Genomic DNA, 17,103 nt, shown 5'->3' with positions numbered 1-17,103 from the left:
GACCCCGGGAACAATCAGGGGAACGGCCGGGGGAGTGAAGCCGGTGGCTGGGCAAGTGGCGCGTGGGTGCCGGAGAAGATGACGCCCTGGTGCGTGGGCGTCTGGTTCAGCACCCACAGGCCGATCAGTGTCGCCAGCGCGAAGACGACCGCGATGAGCACGGTGAGGACGAGCCGGCGGCGGCGTTCCCGGCGCAGCCACTCGCCGCGTGCGGTGCGATAGGCGTCGGGGGCCGCGTGCACGCCGCCCGCCAACGCGGCCAGGGCCTCCTGGAGTTCCCGTTCGGTGCGGTCCGGGGTCGTGTCCTTCATCGCCGGGCCTCCATCGCCTGGGTCAGCGCGGCGAGGCCGCGTGCCGTGTGGGTCTTGACGGAGCCGCAGGAGATCCCCATCGCGGCGGCGATCTCGCTCTCCTTGAGTCCGAGCCAGTGCCGCAGCACCAGTGCCTCCCGCTGCCGGGCGGGCAGTTGCTGGAGGGCGTCGACGAGGACGCGCTGGTCGTCGTGGAGGAGCGCGGTGCTCTCGGCGGAGGCGACGAGCTCGGTCGACGGCGCCTCGACGTGCTTGCGGGCGACCTGGAGGTGCCGTATCCGCATCCGGGTCAGATTGCAGACGGTGGAGCGCAGATACGCCTCCGCCGCCTCGCTGTCCCTGAGGCGCCGCCACTTCCGGTAAATCTGGTAGTAGGCCTCGGCGACGACGTTCTCCGGGTCGTCGGCGCCGAGCAGCACGGCGAGCCGCAGCATCGAGGCGTAGTGCAGCTCGAAGAGCCGGGCCACGCCGGCCTCACGGGCCGCATCGGCCGGGTCGGTCGCCGCGGGGCTGAGCGGTATCGGTACGGGGGCGGTGCGCCCCAGGTGCCGTCTCACGGGTTGCTGTCTCACGGGTTGTTCGCTCCCGTCTCCGGGCGCCGGCCGAGGGTCAGGCGCGCCGGCAGATCGGTCAGGTCGGCGCCGCGGGGGGCGCCGAGTCGTTCGAGGACGGTGGTGCCGAGGGCGGCCACGGTCAGATTCAGGAGAAGGGCGGTGAGGCCGACGTAGACCTGGAAGGGGCCGGTACCGATCGTCGAGAACCCCTCGTGTACGACCAGGCAGGTGCCGGCGATCATCCCCGCAGCCCACCCGGCGAGCAGCGCCCGGGGGTGCAGGCGCCCGGTGAACAGACCCACGGCGACGGCCGGGAAGATCTGCAGGATCCAGACCCCGCCGAGGAGTTGGAGGTTGACGGCGTCCTGGTCGCGCAGCCCGAACACGAACGCGACCGCGCCCACCTTCGCCGTCAGCGACACCGCCTTGGCGATGCGCACCTGCCGCTTGGGCGTGGCCGTGGGGTGCACGTACTCGACGTACACGTTGCGGACGAAGCTCGTGGCCGCCGCGATCGACATCACCGCCGCCGGGACCAGCGCCCCCACGGTGATCGCGCCGAACACCAGACCGGCCAGCGGCCCCGGCATCAGCCGGTCCACCAGCATCGGCACGGCCGTCTCGCCGCCGCCCTCCGGTGCCCGCACCCCGGCCGCGAGCGCCGCGATGCCGAGGAACCCGAAGAGGGCGAGCAGTCCTGTCCAGGCGGGCAGGGCGACGGCGACCTTGCGCAGGGTGCGCGGGCTGTCGGCGGCGAAACCGGCGGTCAGGACGTGCGGGTACATCAGCAGGGCGAGGGCGGAGCCGAGGGCGAGGGTGGCGTAGGCGGGCTGCTGTTCGGGGGAGAGGAGGAGGGCCGGGCCACCGAGGCGTTCGGCGGCTCCGTCGAAGGCGGCACCGGGCCCGCCGAGCCGTTCCAGGACCAGCCAGGTGACGGCGGTCAGCGAGACGAAGACCGCGACCGCCTTGAGCGCGGAGATCACGGTGGGGGCCCGCAGTCCGTGCCGATAGGTGGCCACCGCGAGTCCCGCGAACAGCGCCACCATCACCAGGTCACCCGTCGCACCTCGCGGATACACCCCGCCCGCGGTCAGCACCGCCCGGATCCCGAGCAGTTGGAGCGCCAGATACGGCATCGTCGCCAGGATCCCGGTCAGCGCGACCACCAGCGCCAGCGGCGCCGAGCCGTACCGGCCGCGCACGAAGTCGGCGGCGGTGATGTAGCCGTGCCGCCGGGCCACCTCGCCCAGTCTGCCGAGCAGCACGAAGGCGATCGGGCAGACGATCACCGTGTACGGCACCGCGAAGAAGGCCGCCGCGCCGTTGCCGTAGGCGAGACCGGGGACGGCGGTGAAGGTGTACGCGGTGAAGATCGTGCCGCCCAGCAGCAGCCAGGTCCACACCGGGCCGAGGCTGCGGTCGGCGAGCGCCCAGTCCTCCAGGGACGGCAGCCGGTCGCTCGGGCGCAGCCGGCGCGCGGTCACGGCGAGCAGCGACGCTCCGCCGATCACGGCGAGGAACGTCGTGGTCATGGCGCTGTCGGCCATGGGTCACCGTCCTTGGTGTATGCCCTCGCGGGAGAGTTGCGCGGGCAGCCGGAACGGATGACAGGGAACCGGCGGGAAATCTTCTGGACTTTCGCTGTCAACCGTCCGCGACGGGTGCGCAACTCTTGCACAGACCCACAGCGAGGGGGAGAGGAGCGCAGGTCATGGCACGGACCGGTCATCACCGGCTACGGCGCGTCGCGATCGCCGTACTGCTTCTCGCCCCTGCCGCGGGACTGCTGTGGGTCCCGATGTACGCCGGTGCGGAGCCGCGCCTGGCGGGCACGCCGTTCTTCTACTGGTACCAGCTCGCCTGGGTGCCGGGGTGCGGCCTCTGCCTGCTCGCCGCGTACGTCCTGTCGGACCGACATCGCCGCTGAGCCCTTCTGATCTTGCACCGCCTCTGGTGAGGAGCCGCCATGCCCGAAACCGTCCTTCAGCCTGCCCTTGAGGCGCCTGAAAAGTCACGTATGTCACCCCGGTCGATCCTGCTGTGGGCCGTTGTCTCGCTGCTCGGCGCCGTCGCCTGGGGCGTCCTCGCGCTGGCCCGGGGTGAGAGGATCTCCGCGGTCTGGCTGGTCGTCGCCGCGCTCGGCTCGTACGCGATCGCCTACCGCTTCTACTCCCGCTTCCTCGCCCGCCGCGTCCTGAAGCCGGACGACCGCCGGGCCACCCCGGCCGAACGCCTGGAAGACGGTGTCGACTTCCACCCCACCGACAAGCGGGTGCTCCTCGGCCACCACTTCGCGGCGATCGCGGGCGCCGGACCGCTGGTCGGTCCGGTCCTTGCGGCCCAGATGGGGTATCTGCCGGGCACGCTGTGGATCGTCGCCGGAGTGATCTTCGCGGGCGCGGTGCAGGACATGGTGGTCCTGTTCCTGTCCATGCGGCGGGACGGCAAGTCGCTCGGGCAGATGGCCCGGGACGAGATCGGCCGCGCGGGCGGCGCCGCCGCGCTGATCGCGGTCTTCGCCATCATGATCATCCTGCTGGGCGTGCTGGCCCTGGTCGTGGTCAACGCCCTCGCGCACTCCCCGTGGGGCACCTTCTCCGTCGCGATGACCATCCCGATCGCCCTGTTCATGGGCTTCTGGCTGCACCGCGTCCGTCCCGGCCGGGTCGTGGAGACCAGCTTCATCGGCGTCGCGCTGCTGCTGCTCGCGATCGTCGGCGGCAGCTGGGTCCAGGAGTCCTCGTGGGCCTCCGCCTTCACCCTCAGCCCGACGACGCTCGTCTTCTGCCTGATCGGCTACGGCTTCGTGGCGTCCGTCCTCCCGGTCTGGATGCTCCTGGCACCTCGCGACTACCTCTCCACCTTCATGAAGATCGGCACGATCGCGCTGCTCGCGGTGGGCGTGGTGGTCGCCGCCCCGGTGCTGCGCGCGGAGGCCGTCACGGACTTCGCCTCGTCGGGCGCGGGCCCGGTCTTCGCCGGCTCGCTCTTCCCCTTCCTCTTCATCACGATCGCCTGCGGCGCCCTGTCCGGCTTCCACGCCCTGGTCTCCTCCGGTACGACGCCGAAGCTGATCCAGAAGGAGTCGCAGGTCCGGCTCATCGGCTACGGCGCCATGCTGATGGAGTCGTTCGTCGCGATCATGGCGCTGATCGCGGCGGCGACGCTGGAGCCGGGGCTGTACTACGCGATGAACGCCCCGGCGGGACTGCTCGGCACGACGGCCCAGTCGGCGTCCCACGCGGTCGCGGGCCTCGGCTTCACCATCACGCCGGACCAGCTGACCCAGGCCGCGAAGGCGGTGGAGGAGCAGACCCTGATCGCCCGCTCCGGAGGCGCCCCGACGCTCGCGGTCGGCATGTCGGAGATCTTCTCCGGGGTGTTCGGCGGTACCGCGATGAAGGCCTTCTGGTACCACTTCGCGATCATGTTCGAGGCGCTGTTCATCCTGACGACGGTCGACGCGGGCACCCGGGTCGGGCGCTTCATGCTCCAGGACATGCTCGGCAACGTCTGGAAGCCGGTCGGCCGGGTCAACTGGAAGCCGGGCATCTGGCTGTGCAGCGCACTGGTGGTGACGGCCTGGGGCTACTTCCTCTACACCGGCGCCACCGACCCGCTCGGCGGGATCAACCAGCTCTTCCCGCTCTTCGGCATCGCGAACCAGCTGCTGGCGGCGGTGGCCCTGACGGTGTGCACGACCGTCCTGGTCAAGTCCGGTCGGCTGCGCTGGGCCTGGGTCACCGCGGTGCCGCTGGCCTGGGTGGTCGCGATCACCTTCACCGCGGGCTGGCAGAAGATCTTCTCCGACGACCCGCGGGTCGGCTTCTTCGCCCAGCGCGCGAAGTACGCCGACGGCATCGACGCCGGCCAGGTGCTGCCGCCCGCCAAGACCCTCGACGACATGCGGACCGTGGTCACCAACTCCACGGTGGACGGGGTGCTGATCGCGGTGTTCCTGCTGCTGGTCGCGGTGGTGATCGTCAACGCGGGGGTGGTGTGTGTACGCGCGGTACGGACGCCGGGTTCCCTGCCCACGACCGAGGCGCCGTACGTCGAGTCGCGTATCGGGGTGCCTGAGCAGGCCGGTGAGGCGCCGCTGGTCGGGGCGCGGTCATGAGGGGTCGGCAGTGGGCGCGGGCGGTCCGCTGGTATCTGCGGGAGCTGACCGGCGAGACGGAGTACGACCGCTACTGCGAGCGCCATCGGCGACACCACCCGCTCGCTCCCGTACCGACCCGGCGCGAGTACCAGGTGCTGCGCACCCGCCACCGGGAGACCCACCCGCAGAGCCGCTGCTGCTGACGCCCGCCATCGGGGTGCGGGGTGGGCCCGGCGCTCGCTCCGCACCCCTACGACTCACCTCCGGGACCGAGATGTTCGGACACCGCACCCCTACGACTCATCCCCGGGACCGAGATGTTCAGACGCCGACCCGCCCTGCTGGTCCGCCCCGCACTCGACGACGACGCGCTGCACACGACACTGACGGAACTCCGACCGACCCCTCAGCTGCACGGCCTGGGCGCCGGCCGTACCCGCCCCCTCTGGCAGCCGGTGGCCGGACTGCTGCGCGACACGGGGCGGGACTGGGACCGCCGGTGGCACCGGATGTCCGTACTGGCGGGGGAGCTGCCGGCCGCGGTCTGCGAGCGTTGGATCGCCGACCGGCCCGGTGACGGGGACGCCCTGGTGCTGCGGGCCTGCGTACGGTCCGTGCGGGCTGCCGCGGAGGGGCGGGCCGCCGCCCGGCAGGCGGAACAGGCGTGCCTGCTCGCCGCCGACGCCTGCCCCGAGGACCCGACACCGTGGCTGGCCCTGCTGGATCTGATGTACGCGTTCGCCGTCCCGATCCGGGACGCCGTGCCCGTGTGGACCGAGGCCGTCGACCGAGCCCCCTGGCACCGGGGCGCCCACCATCTGCTGCTGCGCCAGTTGTCGCCGCGAGGGCACGGCACGGTCACCGCCATGACGGACTTCGCCCAGCACACGGCCTCCCGCGCACCGCACGGATCACCGCTGGCCCTGCTGCCCGTGGCGGCCCGCGTCGAACTCGTCGCCTACCGGCAGGGGCAGGGGAGGACAGGGCTGGGGGTGGACGGCCACTGGCGCGAACTCCGGGCCACCGAGGAGATCGAGAAGGCCCTGACCGGCTGGTTCCGCACGGCCGCCGCACCGCACGCCGAGGCCGTCGCCGACCTCAACCTGCTTGCCTTCGCCCTGGTCCGCGCCCACCGTCCGGACGATGCCGGGCCGGTCTTCCGGCGTATCGGCCGCCATATGACGGCGCATCCGTGGGACCTGCTGCCGGCGCCTGAACGCACGTTTCTCTACTGGCGGGACCGGCCCGGCGGGTGAGGGGACCGGTGGGGGAGTGTCTCAGACCGCCGCCGGCTCCGTCTCCGTGGTGGCTTCCTTCTCCGCCGACTCCCGGCGGTCCCGCGTCTCACGCCTTACCAGCACGACCCAGCCGATCGGCACGCCCGCGGCGAACAGCCACCACTGGAAGGCGTACGCGTAGTTCAGCGCGGCGTTCTCCATGCCCGGCTTGCTGCCCATCAACTCCGGGGTGTCGCCCTTGGGGTCGGGCGCGGTCTGGGCGACATAGCCGCCGAGGACCTCGGCGCCGAGCCGCTTCGCCTCCTGCGCGCTGTTGATCAGCATGATCTGGCGGTCGGGCAGGCCCTTGAGGTCCTTGATGCCGCTCGCCTCGGTCGTCTCGTCGGGCATCAGGCGGCCGGTGACGGTGGTCTCGCCCCGCGCGGGAGCGGGGATCTTCGGGAAGGCGGTCTGGCTCGGGCCGTCCGCGGGGATCCAGCCCCGGTTGACCAGCAGCACCTTGCCGTCGTTCAGGACGAACGGGGTCAGGACGTGGTAGCCGACCTCGTCGTCGGAGTTGGTGCGGCGGCGGACGACCACCTCGTGGGCGGTGTCGAAGTGACCCTTGGCGGTCACCGAGTGGTACCGCTCCTTGCTGGTCACGGTGTGTCCCGGGGACGTCAGCGACTCCACGGGCACCGGCTTCGCGTCCAGTGCGTCGGAGACCAGCTGGTTGCGGGCGGTGCGCTCGTCGTAGCGGTGCATCTGCCAGATGCCCAGCCTGATCATCGTGGGGATGAGGAGGAGGGCGACCAGCGTGAGGATCACCCACTGCCGGGACAACAGGAAGCGGTACACCCCACGACGGTACAACTCGGGCCGTGGGGTGTTCGCACAGGGGTCAGTCGGATTCGGTCGACCCGGTGGTCAGACCCGGTCGACGATGCCCACCTTCCCCTCCGCGCGGGCGCAGTGCGCACCGCAGAACCAGTGGCCCTCGACCTCCACGCCCTGGCCGATGATCTGGACGCGGCAGTGCTCGCAGATCGGGGCCATGCGGTGGATCGCGCACGAGAAGCAGTCGAAGACGTGGACCGCGCCCTGGGCGTGCACCTCGAAGGTCATGCCGTAGTTGTTGCCGCAAACTTCACAAGTCGCCATGCGCCACAGGGTGAGCCGTCCACCCGGCGCGGGCGAGCGGGCGGCGGGCGAGTCGCGGCGCAATCACCCGTCCGTACGGTCATCGCTCCGACGCCGGTGCCACGTTGCCCAGGAGCTGTCCGAACGCCGCCTCGTCCACGACCGGGGTGCCGTACTGCCGGGCCTTGACCACCTTCGACGTGCCCGAGTCGGGGTCGTTGGTGACGAGAAGGCTGGTCAGCCGGGAGATGCTCGTGGCGATGTGGAGCCCCGCCTCGATCGCGCGGTCCTCCAGAAGGTCGCGCTCGGTCGAGGTGTCGCCGGAGAACGCGATACGCATGCCCTGCTTGAGTGGTTTGCCCTCTTCGTAGCGCCCTGGGTTGGGATAGGGGCATGCGGGCCTTTTGCGGGCCGGGCGCCAACTGGTCGGCCGATAGCTGCTGTAGCCGCCGTACCCACCGCCACCTCCGGCGCTGCCCTGCTGCCGGGGTACCGCGCGGTCCGTCCACTCGGTCAGCGGTCGGCACTCGTGCAGCGGCAGCCGGATGCTCTGCGAGGCCGCCGCCCTGAGGCTCGGCCGGAACGCCTCCGCGAGCACGCGCGCGTCGTCCAGCGCGTGGTGCGCCCGCTGCTGGACGACACCGAAGTGGGCGGCCAGCGACTCCAGCTTGTGGTTGGGCAGCGGCAGGGCGAGCTCCTTGGACAGCGCGATGGTGCACAGCCGCTGCCGCACCGGTGCCTCGCGCTCCGCGCGCGCGTACTCCCGGGCGATCATCTGCCAGTCGAAGACCGCGTTGTGCGCGACGAGTACCCGGCCCTCGAGCCTGGTCGAGAACTCCTCGGCGATGTCCTGGAACAGGGGCGCGCCCTCGAGCACGTCACTCGTCAGACCGTGGATCCACACCGGGCCCGGGTCGCGCTCCGGGTTGACCAGGGTGTACCAGTGGTCCTCGACCTCGCCGCGCTCGTCCAGCCGGTAGACGGCCGCGGAGATTATCCGGTCGTCACGGGCCAGTCCGGTGGTCTCCACGTCAACGACCGCGTATCCCTTCGGATACGCGGCCGGCCACTGGGTGGGGGAGGACGCTTCGGCGGTACGGTCTTCGAGCATGGTCCCTGAGGATACGGGCCCCCACTGACAGTCCCGCGCGCACCCGCCCGCAACCCTGCTCCGGTACCGGGCACTTCACCGTCTCGCTCCCAGGGGTGTGGCGGCTCAGCCCAGCGCCGCCACCAGATCCCCCGCCGCCAGGGCTTCCAGGCCGCAGCCGTCGACCGGGCCGGGCAGCAGCCGGTACGCCGAACCGGTGGCGCCCGCCGGTGCCACACCCCCGTGGACGAGGGCGAGGAAGACGTGCCGGTGTGACGCGACTTCACCCGCGAGGGCGTCGGCCGCCTCGGCGGGTTGCCGCTTCCAGGGAGGCGTCTCCAGGGCGCGCACCCGCGCGGCGAACGCGGTGACGGGCTCCCCCTCCTGCCGCCGGTAGTGCCACAACTCGTCCACGGCGCGCGGATGCGGTGCGCGCCGTATCACCACCACCTCGTCGCCCCGCGCGGTCGCCCGCCAGACCGCCAGGTCCCACAGCGTCGTACGGCCCGAGGCGAAGTACTGGTGCAGGTCCTGGGCGACCCGGCCGAGGTCGGCACCGTGCCGGTACAGACTGTGGAAGCCCTCGTCGGCGGGGAGGTGCAGGTCGGTCCAGAGGAACGTACGGCGGTCGAGGTCGACCAGCATCGGGACGTGGATGCGCGAGTCGCCCACCAGGTCGTACCGCTGACGTACCGTCCGGGGGTCGTACGCCGCGTTCCGGTCCTCCTCGGCGGCGGACGGCAGCGCCATGAAACCGGCGAAGGCGTCCAGGAGCTCCTCGAACGCGACGTCGTTGAAGCTGAAGACGACCGGCAGCGCGAACCGCACCCCGTGCTCCGTGAGCGCCGCCAGATCGAGGTCCACGTACTCGGTCGCCCCGTCCGGCGCGGGCGCGGACACCAGGTCGCCGGAGTGCACGGCCGAACGGCCCTCGTGGACGAGGTTCGTGTAGTCGCACAGGCCCGCGAAGTTCCACTCGGCGTCGTACAGGGCCACCGACAGGTCGAGGTCCACGCGCTTCTTCGCGGGCTCCGTCCAGTGCAGGAACAGCCGCAGCACCTCGCCCTCGGGCAGCGGCTGCGTGCTGCCGCGCGGGACCGTGACGAGGGCCTTGCTGGCGGCGGTCTCGGCGGCGGGCACCGCGAGTCCGGTGAGCGCCGAGTCGAGCACGGCCAGGTCGAGGCGCGGCTCGTCGTGCAGGGCGAGGCGGCGCAGCGCCTCGGCCTCCAGCAGGGCGCACACCGCGTCCGTCACCTTCGGCGACAGCGGCGCGCGCGTGTCGTCGATCGTGAAGGAGTGGGTCACCTGGCCGCGCGGGAAGAACACCCGACGTCCGCCCGGGAGATGGCGGATCCGCATCCGCCCGAGCGCGGCGAGCAGCGGCCCGGGGCCGGCCTGGGGCAGGACCCGGCGCAGGGTGTCCCCGAACTCGTCCGGCAGTACGTCGAGTTCGCGCAGCCGCAGCAGATGGTCGAGACGGCGCAGCAGCTCGCCGGGGCGCTGGGCGAGCAGGTCGAGAGCGGCGGGGAAGTCCCTGTCCCGCAGCGCCTGTTCGACGCGTGCCGTCCAGGTGGCCGGCTTGACGCGGGTCCCGTCGACCCGGACCGCCTCCGGGTGGGCCGCGGCCGTCCGCAGGAGCGCCTCGCCCAGCGTGCCCTCGGTCGCGGAGAGGTCGGTCGCGCGCAGGACGGCGAAGGCGAGCGCGGCCCTGGGGTGGCGGGCGTGCTGTTCGTAGGGGTGCAGGATCTCGGCGGCGCGCTTCCAGGCGTCGGGGTGGCGCAGCACGTCCTCGACCAGTGAGGGCGTCGCCAGCCCGTCGAGCACTCCGAGCAGCCGGCGGCGGAGCGCGCGCGGGAGGGAGCGCACAGGGCGGGGTTCCAGCAGGTCGGCGGTGCCGCCGGACCACACGCACAGCAGCCGCAGCACGTCCGTCGCGGTCGTCAGGTGCCGGTCCAGCAGCTCGGCCGCCGCCACGCGCGTGTGGCGGTCGAGCAGCAGGGTGCCCAGAGCCAGGGCCTTGGTCTGGCGCACCGGGACGTCCTCGGGGAACCAGCCCAGGTCGGCCGGCGCGTGGGCCAGCAGGATCTTCACGTCGTCCCGGTCCTGCGGCGGCAGCGGGGTCCGCCGGGCCAGCAGCCGCAGCAGGGCCCGCACGGCGTCCGCCTTCGCGTCCTTGCCGAGGGCGAGCAACTTCAGCGGGCCGACGGCGACCTCGGGCGCCTCTCGCGGATGTTCGGGCTTCAGGAACGGGTCGGTGGGGTCGATCCGGCGGTGGCAGATCGGGCAGCCCGCGTAGTCCGCGCCGTCCCAGCACTCCCGGCACACCAGATGCGCGCAGGGCGACACGGGGTGCACGCTGCCGACCGTGGCGCACAGTACGCACGGCTGCCGGGGCCACTGGAGCAGCAGGGTGAAGACCCGGTCGACGAAGAGCTGGAAGGTGTCGTCGGGCACCGAGGCCGGGAAGCCGCGGAACATCGGCATATGGGTGCGGTCGGCACCGAGTTCGGCGTCGATGTGCCGGACGAGCTGCTTGCCCGCGTCCGCGAGCCCGGTCGGTCCCAGCCAGGCGAGGGCCGCGTGCAGTTCCGCCGTCGGCGTGTATCCCCGGTCCAGCAGCTCGGCTTCGAGCGCGACGAGCCCTGGCTCCGTCGACGGGTCGCCCGGGCGTGGCCCGGCCTGGTCGACGTAGACGGTACGAAGGCGGCGGAGCAGCACGGACGACAGTACGGACAAGCGGAAGCCCCCTGGGGGAAACGGAGAGAAGTCTCAGAGGCGGGGACGGAGAGTGGGCGCGCTGTCGTTGTCGTAGAAAAGAGAGAAGGAAGCACGCGGCGGAGCCGTCCCCGCGATCACGACTGTAGGAGGGCGGTGTTCGAGGGCGCCACTCATTTATTTTCGAGGGGCTTCGTCTTCGGATCCGTTGCCGAGCAGCGACTGCACGAGCGCCCGCACGGACGTCACGAACAGCCTCTCCTCGTCGACGGGGCGGGCGAAGGCGCGGGCGAGCGCCGGATCGTCGTAGGGGTCCTCCGCGGGCTGCTGCGCGGGCGCCCGTTCACGGTTGCGTTCCACGAGGACGAAGCCCACGACCTGGAACTGCACCGCCCGCACCGCCTCCGCCGCGCGGGCGCCCCGCAGTCCGGCCGCGTGCACCTCGCGCACCAGCGCCTGCTGGGCGGGCAGGAACATCCGCTCGGTCAGGCCGCGTTCGTGGACCATCGCGACGAGATGCGGATGCGCGCGCAGCCGTCGGCGCAGGATGCGGGCCACGGAGACGGCCCGCTCGGCCGGGGTGCGCCCCACGGGCCTGATCTCGCCGAGCTCGGTCACGGTCCGCCGCACGAGCGCGTCCAGCAGGGACTCCCGGTTGCCGACGTGCCAGTAGATGGAGGTGACGGCGGTGCCCAGTTCGGCGGCGAGCTTGCGCATCGTCAGTGCCTCGGGGCCGTGCTGCTTCACCAGGCCGGCGGCGGTGTCGAGGACTTCGTCCCGGGTGAGCGGAGCTCTCGCCATTCCTGCCCCCTCAAGTCCGTTTCGTGCACGCGTATTTACCCCGTGCGGGGTCTGCTGTAACTGTGTTACAGGTGACTGACGACCCATCAGAAGAAGGGCGGTACGGCATGGCACGCGTACGGTACGGCGCGCGGACCGAGGCGGAGATCGCCGCCGCGCGCACCGCGGGCGCGCGGCTCCCCGACATCTGGTCCACCGGGGTGGTGGCCGTCTGGGAGACCGACCCGGACGTGGTCGCGGCGGTCCTGCCACCGCCCCTGAAGCCCACGGCCCGGCCGCTGGCCCGGGTCAACATCAGCAAGGTCGACCTGCCCGGATACCCGCTCGGCGCGGGCTCGTTCGCGGTCGCCGCGGCCCATGACGGCGTCGACGGCTGGTACCCCCTGGTCATGCCGATGACCCATGAACGGGCCCTGATCGGCGGCCGTGAGGTGTTCGGCGAGCCGAAGAAGCTCGGCGAGGTCGTCGTCGAGCGCGAGGGCCGTGACGTACGCGCGCGCCTGGCCCGGCACGGCATCGCCTTCGTGGAGGTGCGCGGCACGGTCGCCGGGGAACTGCCGCCGCCGGAGCCGGCCCAGAAGACCGACTTCTACTTCAAGTTCCTTCCCGCGGTGGACGGTTCCGGCCTCGACGGCGACCCGGTCCTCGTCCACTGCCTGCGCAACGAGAAGGTGCGCCGCCTTGAGCGGATCACCGGCGAGGTCGTGCTGCGCGAGTCGAGGTACGACCCGGTGGCCGATCTGCCGGTGCGCCGGCTGGTGGAGATCACCCTCGGCGAGAAGACCAGCGACCAGCGCGGCAAGGTCGTGGAACGGGTGGACGCGCGGGCGCTGCTGCCGTACGTCCATCAGCGCTACGACGATCCGGCGCAGGTGCTGGACGGGCCGCCGGAAGGGAGCGCCTGATGGAGCTGCTGCCAGGTCAGGTCGCCGTGGTCACCGGTGCCGCGAGCGGCATCGGCCTCGCGATGGCCCGCCGGTTCGCCGCGGAGGGCCTCAAGGTCGTCCTCGCCGACGTCGAACGACCGGCGCTGGAAGCGGCCGTCGCGGCGCTCCGCGCGGACGGCTCCGACGCGCACGCGCGCGTGGTCGACGTCGGCGAGCGCGAACAGGTCCTGGAACTGGCGGACTTCGCCTACGAGACGTACGGCGCCGTCCATGTCCTGTGCAACAACGCCGGGGTCGGCTCCGGCGCCGAGGGCCGTATGTGGGAGCACGAGCCGAACGACTGGAAGTGGGCGTTCTCCGTCAACGTGTGGGGCGTCTTCCATGGTGTCCAGGCGTTCGTCCCCCACATGATCAAGTCGGGTCAACCCGGTCATGTGGTCAATACATCCTCCGGTGACGGCGGCATCGCCCCGCTCCCCACCGCCTCCGTCTACGCCGTCACCAAGGCGGCCGTCGTGACGATGACCGAGTCCCTGTACGCCCATCTGAAGGCCGAGCACGCGCGTGTGGGCGCCTCCGTCCTCTTCCCGGGCCCCCACATGCTCCGCACCGGCCTGTGGGAGTCCCACCGCAACCGCCCCGAGCGGTACGCCAAGGAGCGGCCCCGCAGGACGCCGTACCGCAGCCTCGATCAGTGGGAGACCGCGATGAGGGACGCGGGCCGGGAGGTGCGCTTCACGCCCGTCGAGGAGGTGGCCGCGACCGTCGTGGACGGCATCCGCACGGACCGCTTCTGGATGCTGCCGGCGAGCGAGCACAGCGACGCGCAGATACGCGCGCGTGCCCAGTCGATGCTGGACCGCGCGAACCCGTCGTACCTGGAGAACTTCATCCTGGACTGACCGAGGGGGTCGACGTGACCGACCAGGAGCCCTATCTGATCATCTCCTCCGACTGCCACGCCGGGCTGCCCACCGAGGAGTACCGGCCCTATCTGGACGCCCGATTCCACCGGGACTTCGACGACTTCCTCGCCGGGCGCGAGCGGCGCCGGGCGGAGATGACCCGGCTCGGCATCCGCAACGAGGCCTTCGCGACCAAGTGGTTCCAGGACCACGAGGAGGGCCTGCGCGGAGGCTGGGACACCGCGCAGCGGCTCAAGGAGCTGGACGGCGACGGGGTGGCCGCCGAGGTCGTCTTCCCGGACGCCGACGCCGTGGACAGCCAGACGGCCGCGCCCTTCGGGGTGGGCCTCGGGCTCTCCGGCGACCACGACCCGGAGCTGGGCATGGCGGGCGCGCAGGCGCACAACCGCTGGCTGGCGGAGTTCGTGTCCGAGAACCCCGAACGGCACTGCGGGGTCGCCCTGTTGCCGATCACGGCCGAGGTGCCGAAGGTGGTCGCCGAGGTGTACCGGGCCAAGGAGTCCGGGCTCGGCGCGCTGATGATCCCCGCCCTGTGGGGCGACAAGGAGCCGTACCACGACCGCCGTTACGACCCCGTGTGGGCGGCGGCGGCCGAGTGCGCGATGCCGGTGACCACCCACTCCGGATCGGCGCCGCGGCACGAGTACGGCGACCATCTGGGCATCTTCGTCAGCGAGGTGACCTGGTGGCCCGCCCGGCCCCTGTGGTTCCTGCTCTGGTCCGGCGTCTTCGAACGCCACCCCGGGCTCAGGTTCGGGGTCGCCGAGTCGGGCTGCTGGTGGCTGCCGAACCTGCTGTGGTTCATGGACCGCCTCTACCTCGGCGCGCACGGCGGCAAGAAACTCTCCCCGTTCCAGGAGCTGAAGCGCCCGCCGCACGAGTACCTCGACCGCCAGGTCTTCATCTGCGCCACCAACACCAAGCGCCGCGAACTCGCCCAGCGCTACGAGATCGGCGTCGACAACATCCTGTGGGGCAGCGACTTCCCGCACCCCGAGGGCACCTGGCCCGACACGCGCGCGTGGCTGAAGCGCACCTTCCACGACATCCCGGTCGCCGAGACCCGCCGCATGCTGGGCCTCGCCGCGGCCGACGTCTTCGGCTTCGACGTCGAGAAGCTGACCCCGCTCGCCCGCCGTATCGGCCCCACCCCCGCCGACCTCGGCCAGAGCACCGACCAGACGGCCGTGGAGGCGTCCTGGGCGCGCTCGCGCGAGGTGGGCCGGCACTGGCTGACCGACCACGACTTCCCTGTGCTGGGGGCCTCCTCATGACCGACCGCTACACGGTGATCTCGGCCGACTGCCACGCGGGCGCCGACCTGCTCGACTACCGGCCCTATCTGGAGAAGCGGTACCACGACGAGTTCGACGTCTGGGCGGCGACGTACGTCAACCCGTACGAGGACCTGGTCGCCGACACCGCCGACAAGAACTGGAACTCCGAGCGGCGGCTCGCGGAGCTGGAGGCGGACGGGATCGTCGCCGAGGTGCTCTTCCCGAACACCATCCCGCCGTTCTTCCCGTCCAGCTCCCTCATGGCTCCCGCGCCCACCACGGAGGACTTCGAGCGGCGTTGGGCCGGGTTGCGCGCCCACAACCGCTGGATGGCCGACTTCTGCGCCGCCGCGCCGGGCCGTCGCGCGGGTGTCTTCCAGATCCTCCTCAACGACGTCGAGGAAGCCGTCAAGGAGGTCCGGTGGGCCGCCGAGGCGGGCCTCAAGGGCGGCCTGATGCTGCCCGGCACCCCGCCGGGCTCCGGGCTGCCCGAGCTGTACTCGTCGGCGTACGACCCGCTCTGGGCGGTCTGCGCGGAGCTGGGCGTGCCCGTCAACCACCACGCGGGGTCGGCGTCCCCGCCGCTCGGCGACGAACCGGCCGCCCGCGCGGTCTTCATGGTCGAGACGACCTGGTTCTCGCACCGGGCGCTGTGGCACCTGGTCTTCGGCGGCGCCTTCCGCCGCCACCGGGAGCTGAAGCTGGTCCTGACCGAACAGGGCTCGGGCTGGATCCCGGGTGTGCTGGAGATGCTGGACTACTACCACGGGCGCCTGATCGCGGCGGCGACGAAGGCCAACACCGCCGAGTCCAAGTTCGGCGCGGGACTCGCCGCCCGCATGGGTGAGGCGCCGTCACAGGTCTGGCGCGACAACTGCTTCGTCGGCGCCAGCTTCATGCGCCCGCACGAGGTGCCGCTGCGGGACCGGATCGGCGTCGACAAGATCATGTGGGGCAGCGACTACCCGCACGACGAGGGCACGTACCCGTACACGCGCGAGGGCCTGCGGTACGCCTACGCGCACGTGTCCCGCGACGAGGTCGCGGCGATGGTCGGCGGCAACGCCGCGCGCGTGTACGGCTTCGACCTCGACCTCCTCGACCCGATCGCGGCGAAGGTGGGGCCGACGGTGGAGGAGATCGCCGAGCCGCTGGACGAACCACCGGCGGACGCGACGAGCCCGCTCTTCGCCAAGGGGGCGTCGGTACGGGTGTGGTGAGCGTCGGGGTGGCTGCGGGGAGCGTCGGTCCGGTGCTGCAACCGTCCGAGGTGCCATCCTCCGGTCTGTGACCGAACCCACGCATGACGAGACCCACGGCGGCGCCCTGGGAGCGCGGCTCAACTGGCTGCGGGCCGCCGTCCTGGGCGCCAACGACGGCATCGTGTCCACCGCCGGCCTCGTCGTCGGCGTCGCCGGGGCCACCGACGACCGTTCGGCCCTGCTGACGGCGGGCCTCGCCGGACTGCTCGCCGGGTCGATGTCCATGGCGGCGGGGGAGTACGTGTCCGTCTCCACCCAGCGGGACTCGGAGAAGGCGGCCCTGGCAGTTGAGAAGCGGGAACTGCGCGAGCGCCCGGAGGCCGAGCTGGAGGAGCTCACCGGGTTGCTGGAGGAACGCGGGCTCTCCCGGGCCGTGGCCCGGGAGGCCGCCGAGCAGCTCACCGCGCGGGACGCGTTGCGCGCCCACGCGCGCGTGGAGCTCGGTATCGACCCGGATCAGCTGACCAACCCCTGGCACGCCGCGTGGGCGAGTTTCCTGGCGTTCACGGTGGGCGCGCTGCTCCCGCTGCTGGCGATGGTCCTGCCGCCCGCCGGCTGGCGCCTCGCGGTCACCGTGGTCTCCGTCCTCGCCGCCCTCCTCCTCACCGGCTGGAGCAGCGCCCGCCTCGGCGCGGCCGACCCGGGCCGGGCGATGCTGCGGAACGTGGCCGGGGGCGCGCTGGCCATGGGGGTCACCTACGTGGCGGGGGCGCTGCTCGGGGCGGCCGGAGTCTGAAGACGGCCGTGCAGCCTTTGGCGGAGATCACCAACAAGTAAGCGCGTACCCTCGGTAATACTTGTGAGTAACAACGTCTAGCCGC

General features: G+C 72.0%; 17 protein-coding genes. 9 read left to right on the top strand and 8 right to left on the bottom strand.

Features of this window, described 5'->3' with window-relative positions; genetic code table 11:
• Positions 1–14: 14 nt before the first annotated feature.
• Genes ACIHIX_RS22090 through ACIHIX_RS22080 form a run of 3 tightly spaced genes read right to left on the bottom strand, consistent with a single transcriptional unit; the run spans position 15 to position 2,412 of the window.
• The gene (locus tag ACIHIX_RS22090; protein WP_399958711.1) at positions 15–311 is read right to left on the bottom strand and encodes a hypothetical protein; all 297 of its coding nucleotides are present in this window, start codon (positions 309–311) and stop codon (positions 15–17) included.
• Positions 308–868, bottom strand: coding sequence for a sigma-70 family RNA polymerase sigma factor (locus tag ACIHIX_RS22085; protein ID WP_399958709.1), 561 nt, complete (start codon positions 866–868; stop codon positions 308–310). The genes ACIHIX_RS22090 and ACIHIX_RS22085 overlap by 4 nt, the downstream gene beginning before the upstream one ends.
• A gap of 11 nt (positions 869–879) precedes the next feature.
• The gene (locus ACIHIX_RS22080) at positions 880–2,412 is read right to left on the bottom strand and encodes a sodium:solute symporter (RefSeq protein ID WP_399958707.1); all 1,533 of its coding nucleotides are present in this window, start codon (positions 2,410–2,412) and stop codon (positions 880–882) included.
• Positions 2,413–2,576: 164 nt separating this feature from the next.
• Between ACIHIX_RS22080 and ACIHIX_RS22075 the strand changes: the two genes are divergently transcribed.
• The 4 genes from ACIHIX_RS22075 to ACIHIX_RS22060 all read left to right on the top strand — a co-directional run bounded on the left by ACIHIX_RS22075 (position 2,577) and on the right by ACIHIX_RS22060 (position 6,223).
• Positions 2,577–2,792: a DUF3311 domain-containing protein gene (locus tag ACIHIX_RS22075; RefSeq protein WP_356585650.1), complete on the top strand. Its 216-nt coding sequence runs from the start codon at positions 2,577–2,579 to the stop codon at positions 2,790–2,792.
• Between the two features lie 90 nt (positions 2,793–2,882).
• On the top strand, positions 2,883–4,985 hold the full coding sequence (locus ACIHIX_RS22070) for a carbon starvation CstA family protein (protein ID WP_399958705.1): 2,103 nt from the start codon (positions 2,883–2,885) through the stop codon (positions 4,983–4,985).
• Positions 4,982–5,170, top strand: coding sequence for a YbdD/YjiX family protein (locus ACIHIX_RS22065; RefSeq protein ID WP_399958703.1), 189 nt, complete (start codon positions 4,982–4,984; stop codon positions 5,168–5,170). The genes ACIHIX_RS22070 and ACIHIX_RS22065 overlap by 4 nt, the downstream gene beginning before the upstream one ends.
• 114 nt (positions 5,171–5,284) lie before the next feature.
• A complete protein-coding gene (locus ACIHIX_RS22060) occupies positions 5,285–6,223 on the top strand; it encodes a hypothetical protein (RefSeq protein WP_399958701.1) in 939 nt (312 codons plus the stop codon).
• A gap of 21 nt (positions 6,224–6,244) precedes the next feature.
• Here the strand turns inward: ACIHIX_RS22060 and ACIHIX_RS22055 are convergent, their stop codons facing one another.
• The 5 genes from ACIHIX_RS22055 to ACIHIX_RS22035 all read right to left on the bottom strand — a co-directional run bounded on the left by ACIHIX_RS22055 (position 6,245) and on the right by ACIHIX_RS22035 (position 11,930).
• Positions 6,245–7,042, bottom strand: coding sequence for an SURF1 family protein (locus tag ACIHIX_RS22055; protein ID WP_399958699.1), 798 nt, complete (start codon positions 7,040–7,042; stop codon positions 6,245–6,247).
• A gap of 69 nt (positions 7,043–7,111) precedes the next feature.
• Positions 7,112–7,345, bottom strand: coding sequence for a hypothetical protein (locus ACIHIX_RS22050; RefSeq protein ID WP_079083468.1), 234 nt, complete (start codon positions 7,343–7,345; stop codon positions 7,112–7,114).
• 79 nt (positions 7,346–7,424) lie between these two features.
• Positions 7,425–8,435: a DEDDh family exonuclease gene (locus ACIHIX_RS22045; protein ID WP_399958697.1), complete on the bottom strand. Its 1,011-nt coding sequence runs from the start codon at positions 8,433–8,435 to the stop codon at positions 7,425–7,427.
• Positions 8,436–8,540: 105 nt separating this feature from the next.
• Positions 8,541–11,150 (bottom strand): MXAN_6230/SCO0854 family RING domain-containing protein, encoded by a 2,610-nt coding sequence (locus ACIHIX_RS22040; protein ID WP_399958695.1) that lies wholly within the window; start codon positions 11,148–11,150, stop codon positions 8,541–8,543.
• 156 nt (positions 11,151–11,306) lie between these two features.
• Positions 11,307–11,930, bottom strand: a complete 624-nt coding sequence (locus ACIHIX_RS22035; protein WP_399958693.1) for a TetR/AcrR family transcriptional regulator — start codon at positions 11,928–11,930, stop codon at positions 11,307–11,309.
• A gap of 107 nt (positions 11,931–12,037) precedes the next feature.
• On the opposite strand from ACIHIX_RS22035, the gene ACIHIX_RS22030 reads away from it, so the two are divergent.
• From ACIHIX_RS22030 to ACIHIX_RS22010, 5 genes are all read left to right on the top strand, one after another.
• Entirely contained in the window at positions 12,038–12,835 is a 798-nt protein-coding gene (locus tag ACIHIX_RS22030) for an acetoacetate decarboxylase family protein (protein ID WP_399958691.1), read from the top strand.
• Positions 12,835–13,719, top strand: coding sequence for an SDR family NAD(P)-dependent oxidoreductase (locus tag ACIHIX_RS22025; RefSeq protein ID WP_399958689.1), 885 nt, complete (start codon positions 12,835–12,837; stop codon positions 13,717–13,719). The genes ACIHIX_RS22030 and ACIHIX_RS22025 overlap by 1 nt, the downstream gene beginning before the upstream one ends.
• A gap of 14 nt (positions 13,720–13,733) precedes the next feature.
• Entirely contained in the window at positions 13,734–15,017 is a 1,284-nt protein-coding gene (locus ACIHIX_RS22020; protein ID WP_399958687.1) for an amidohydrolase family protein, read from the top strand.
• Positions 15,014–16,240 (top strand): amidohydrolase family protein, encoded by a 1,227-nt coding sequence (locus ACIHIX_RS22015; RefSeq protein WP_399958685.1) that lies wholly within the window; start codon positions 15,014–15,016, stop codon positions 16,238–16,240. Before ACIHIX_RS22020 ends, ACIHIX_RS22015 begins: the two co-directional genes overlap by 4 nt.
• 67 nt (positions 16,241–16,307) lie before the next feature.
• The gene (locus ACIHIX_RS22010) at positions 16,308–17,018 is read left to right on the top strand and encodes a VIT family protein (RefSeq protein WP_399958683.1); all 711 of its coding nucleotides are present in this window, start codon (positions 16,308–16,310) and stop codon (positions 17,016–17,018) included.
• The last annotated feature ends 85 nt before the right edge of the window (positions 17,019–17,103 follow it).

Origin of the sequence: Streptomyces sp. NPDC051913, from assembly GCF_044593635.1 — a bacterium.
Taxonomy (GTDB): Bacteria; Actinomycetota; Actinomycetes; order Streptomycetales; family Streptomycetaceae; genus Streptomyces.
This window is presented reverse-complemented; position numbering and strand designations above follow the sequence as displayed.

Coding starts and splice junctions, on each gene's coding strand:
- ACIHIX_RS22045 (WP_399958697.1), bottom strand. CDS start 8,435: ATGCTCGAAGACCGTACCGCCGAAGCGTCCTCCCCCACCCAGTGGCCG.
- ACIHIX_RS22060 (WP_399958701.1), top strand. CDS start 5,285: ATGTTCAGACGCCGACCCGCCCTGCTGGTCCGCCCCGCACTCGACGAC.
- ACIHIX_RS22070 (WP_399958705.1), top strand. CDS start 2,883: ATGTCACCCCGGTCGATCCTGCTGTGGGCCGTTGTCTCGCTGCTCGGC.
- ACIHIX_RS22025 (WP_399958689.1), top strand. CDS start 12,835: ATGGAGCTGCTGCCAGGTCAGGTCGCCGTGGTCACCGGTGCCGCGAGC.
- ACIHIX_RS22065 (WP_399958703.1), top strand. CDS start 4,982: ATGAGGGGTCGGCAGTGGGCGCGGGCGGTCCGCTGGTATCTGCGGGAG.
- ACIHIX_RS22035 (WP_399958693.1), bottom strand. CDS start 11,930: ATGGCGAGAGCTCCGCTCACCCGGGACGAAGTCCTCGACACCGCCGCC.
- ACIHIX_RS22050 (WP_079083468.1), bottom strand. CDS start 7,345: ATGGCGACTTGTGAAGTTTGCGGCAACAACTACGGCATGACCTTCGAG.
- ACIHIX_RS22030 (WP_399958691.1), top strand. CDS start 12,038: ATGGCACGCGTACGGTACGGCGCGCGGACCGAGGCGGAGATCGCCGCC.
- ACIHIX_RS22075 (WP_356585650.1), top strand. CDS start 2,577: ATGGCACGGACCGGTCATCACCGGCTACGGCGCGTCGCGATCGCCGTA.
- ACIHIX_RS22015 (WP_399958685.1), top strand. CDS start 15,014: ATGACCGACCGCTACACGGTGATCTCGGCCGACTGCCACGCGGGCGCC.
- ACIHIX_RS22080 (WP_399958707.1), bottom strand. CDS start 2,412: ATGGCCGACAGCGCCATGACCACGACGTTCCTCGCCGTGATCGGCGGA.
- ACIHIX_RS22090 (WP_399958711.1), bottom strand. CDS start 311: ATGAAGGACACGACCCCGGACCGCACCGAACGGGAACTCCAGGAGGCC.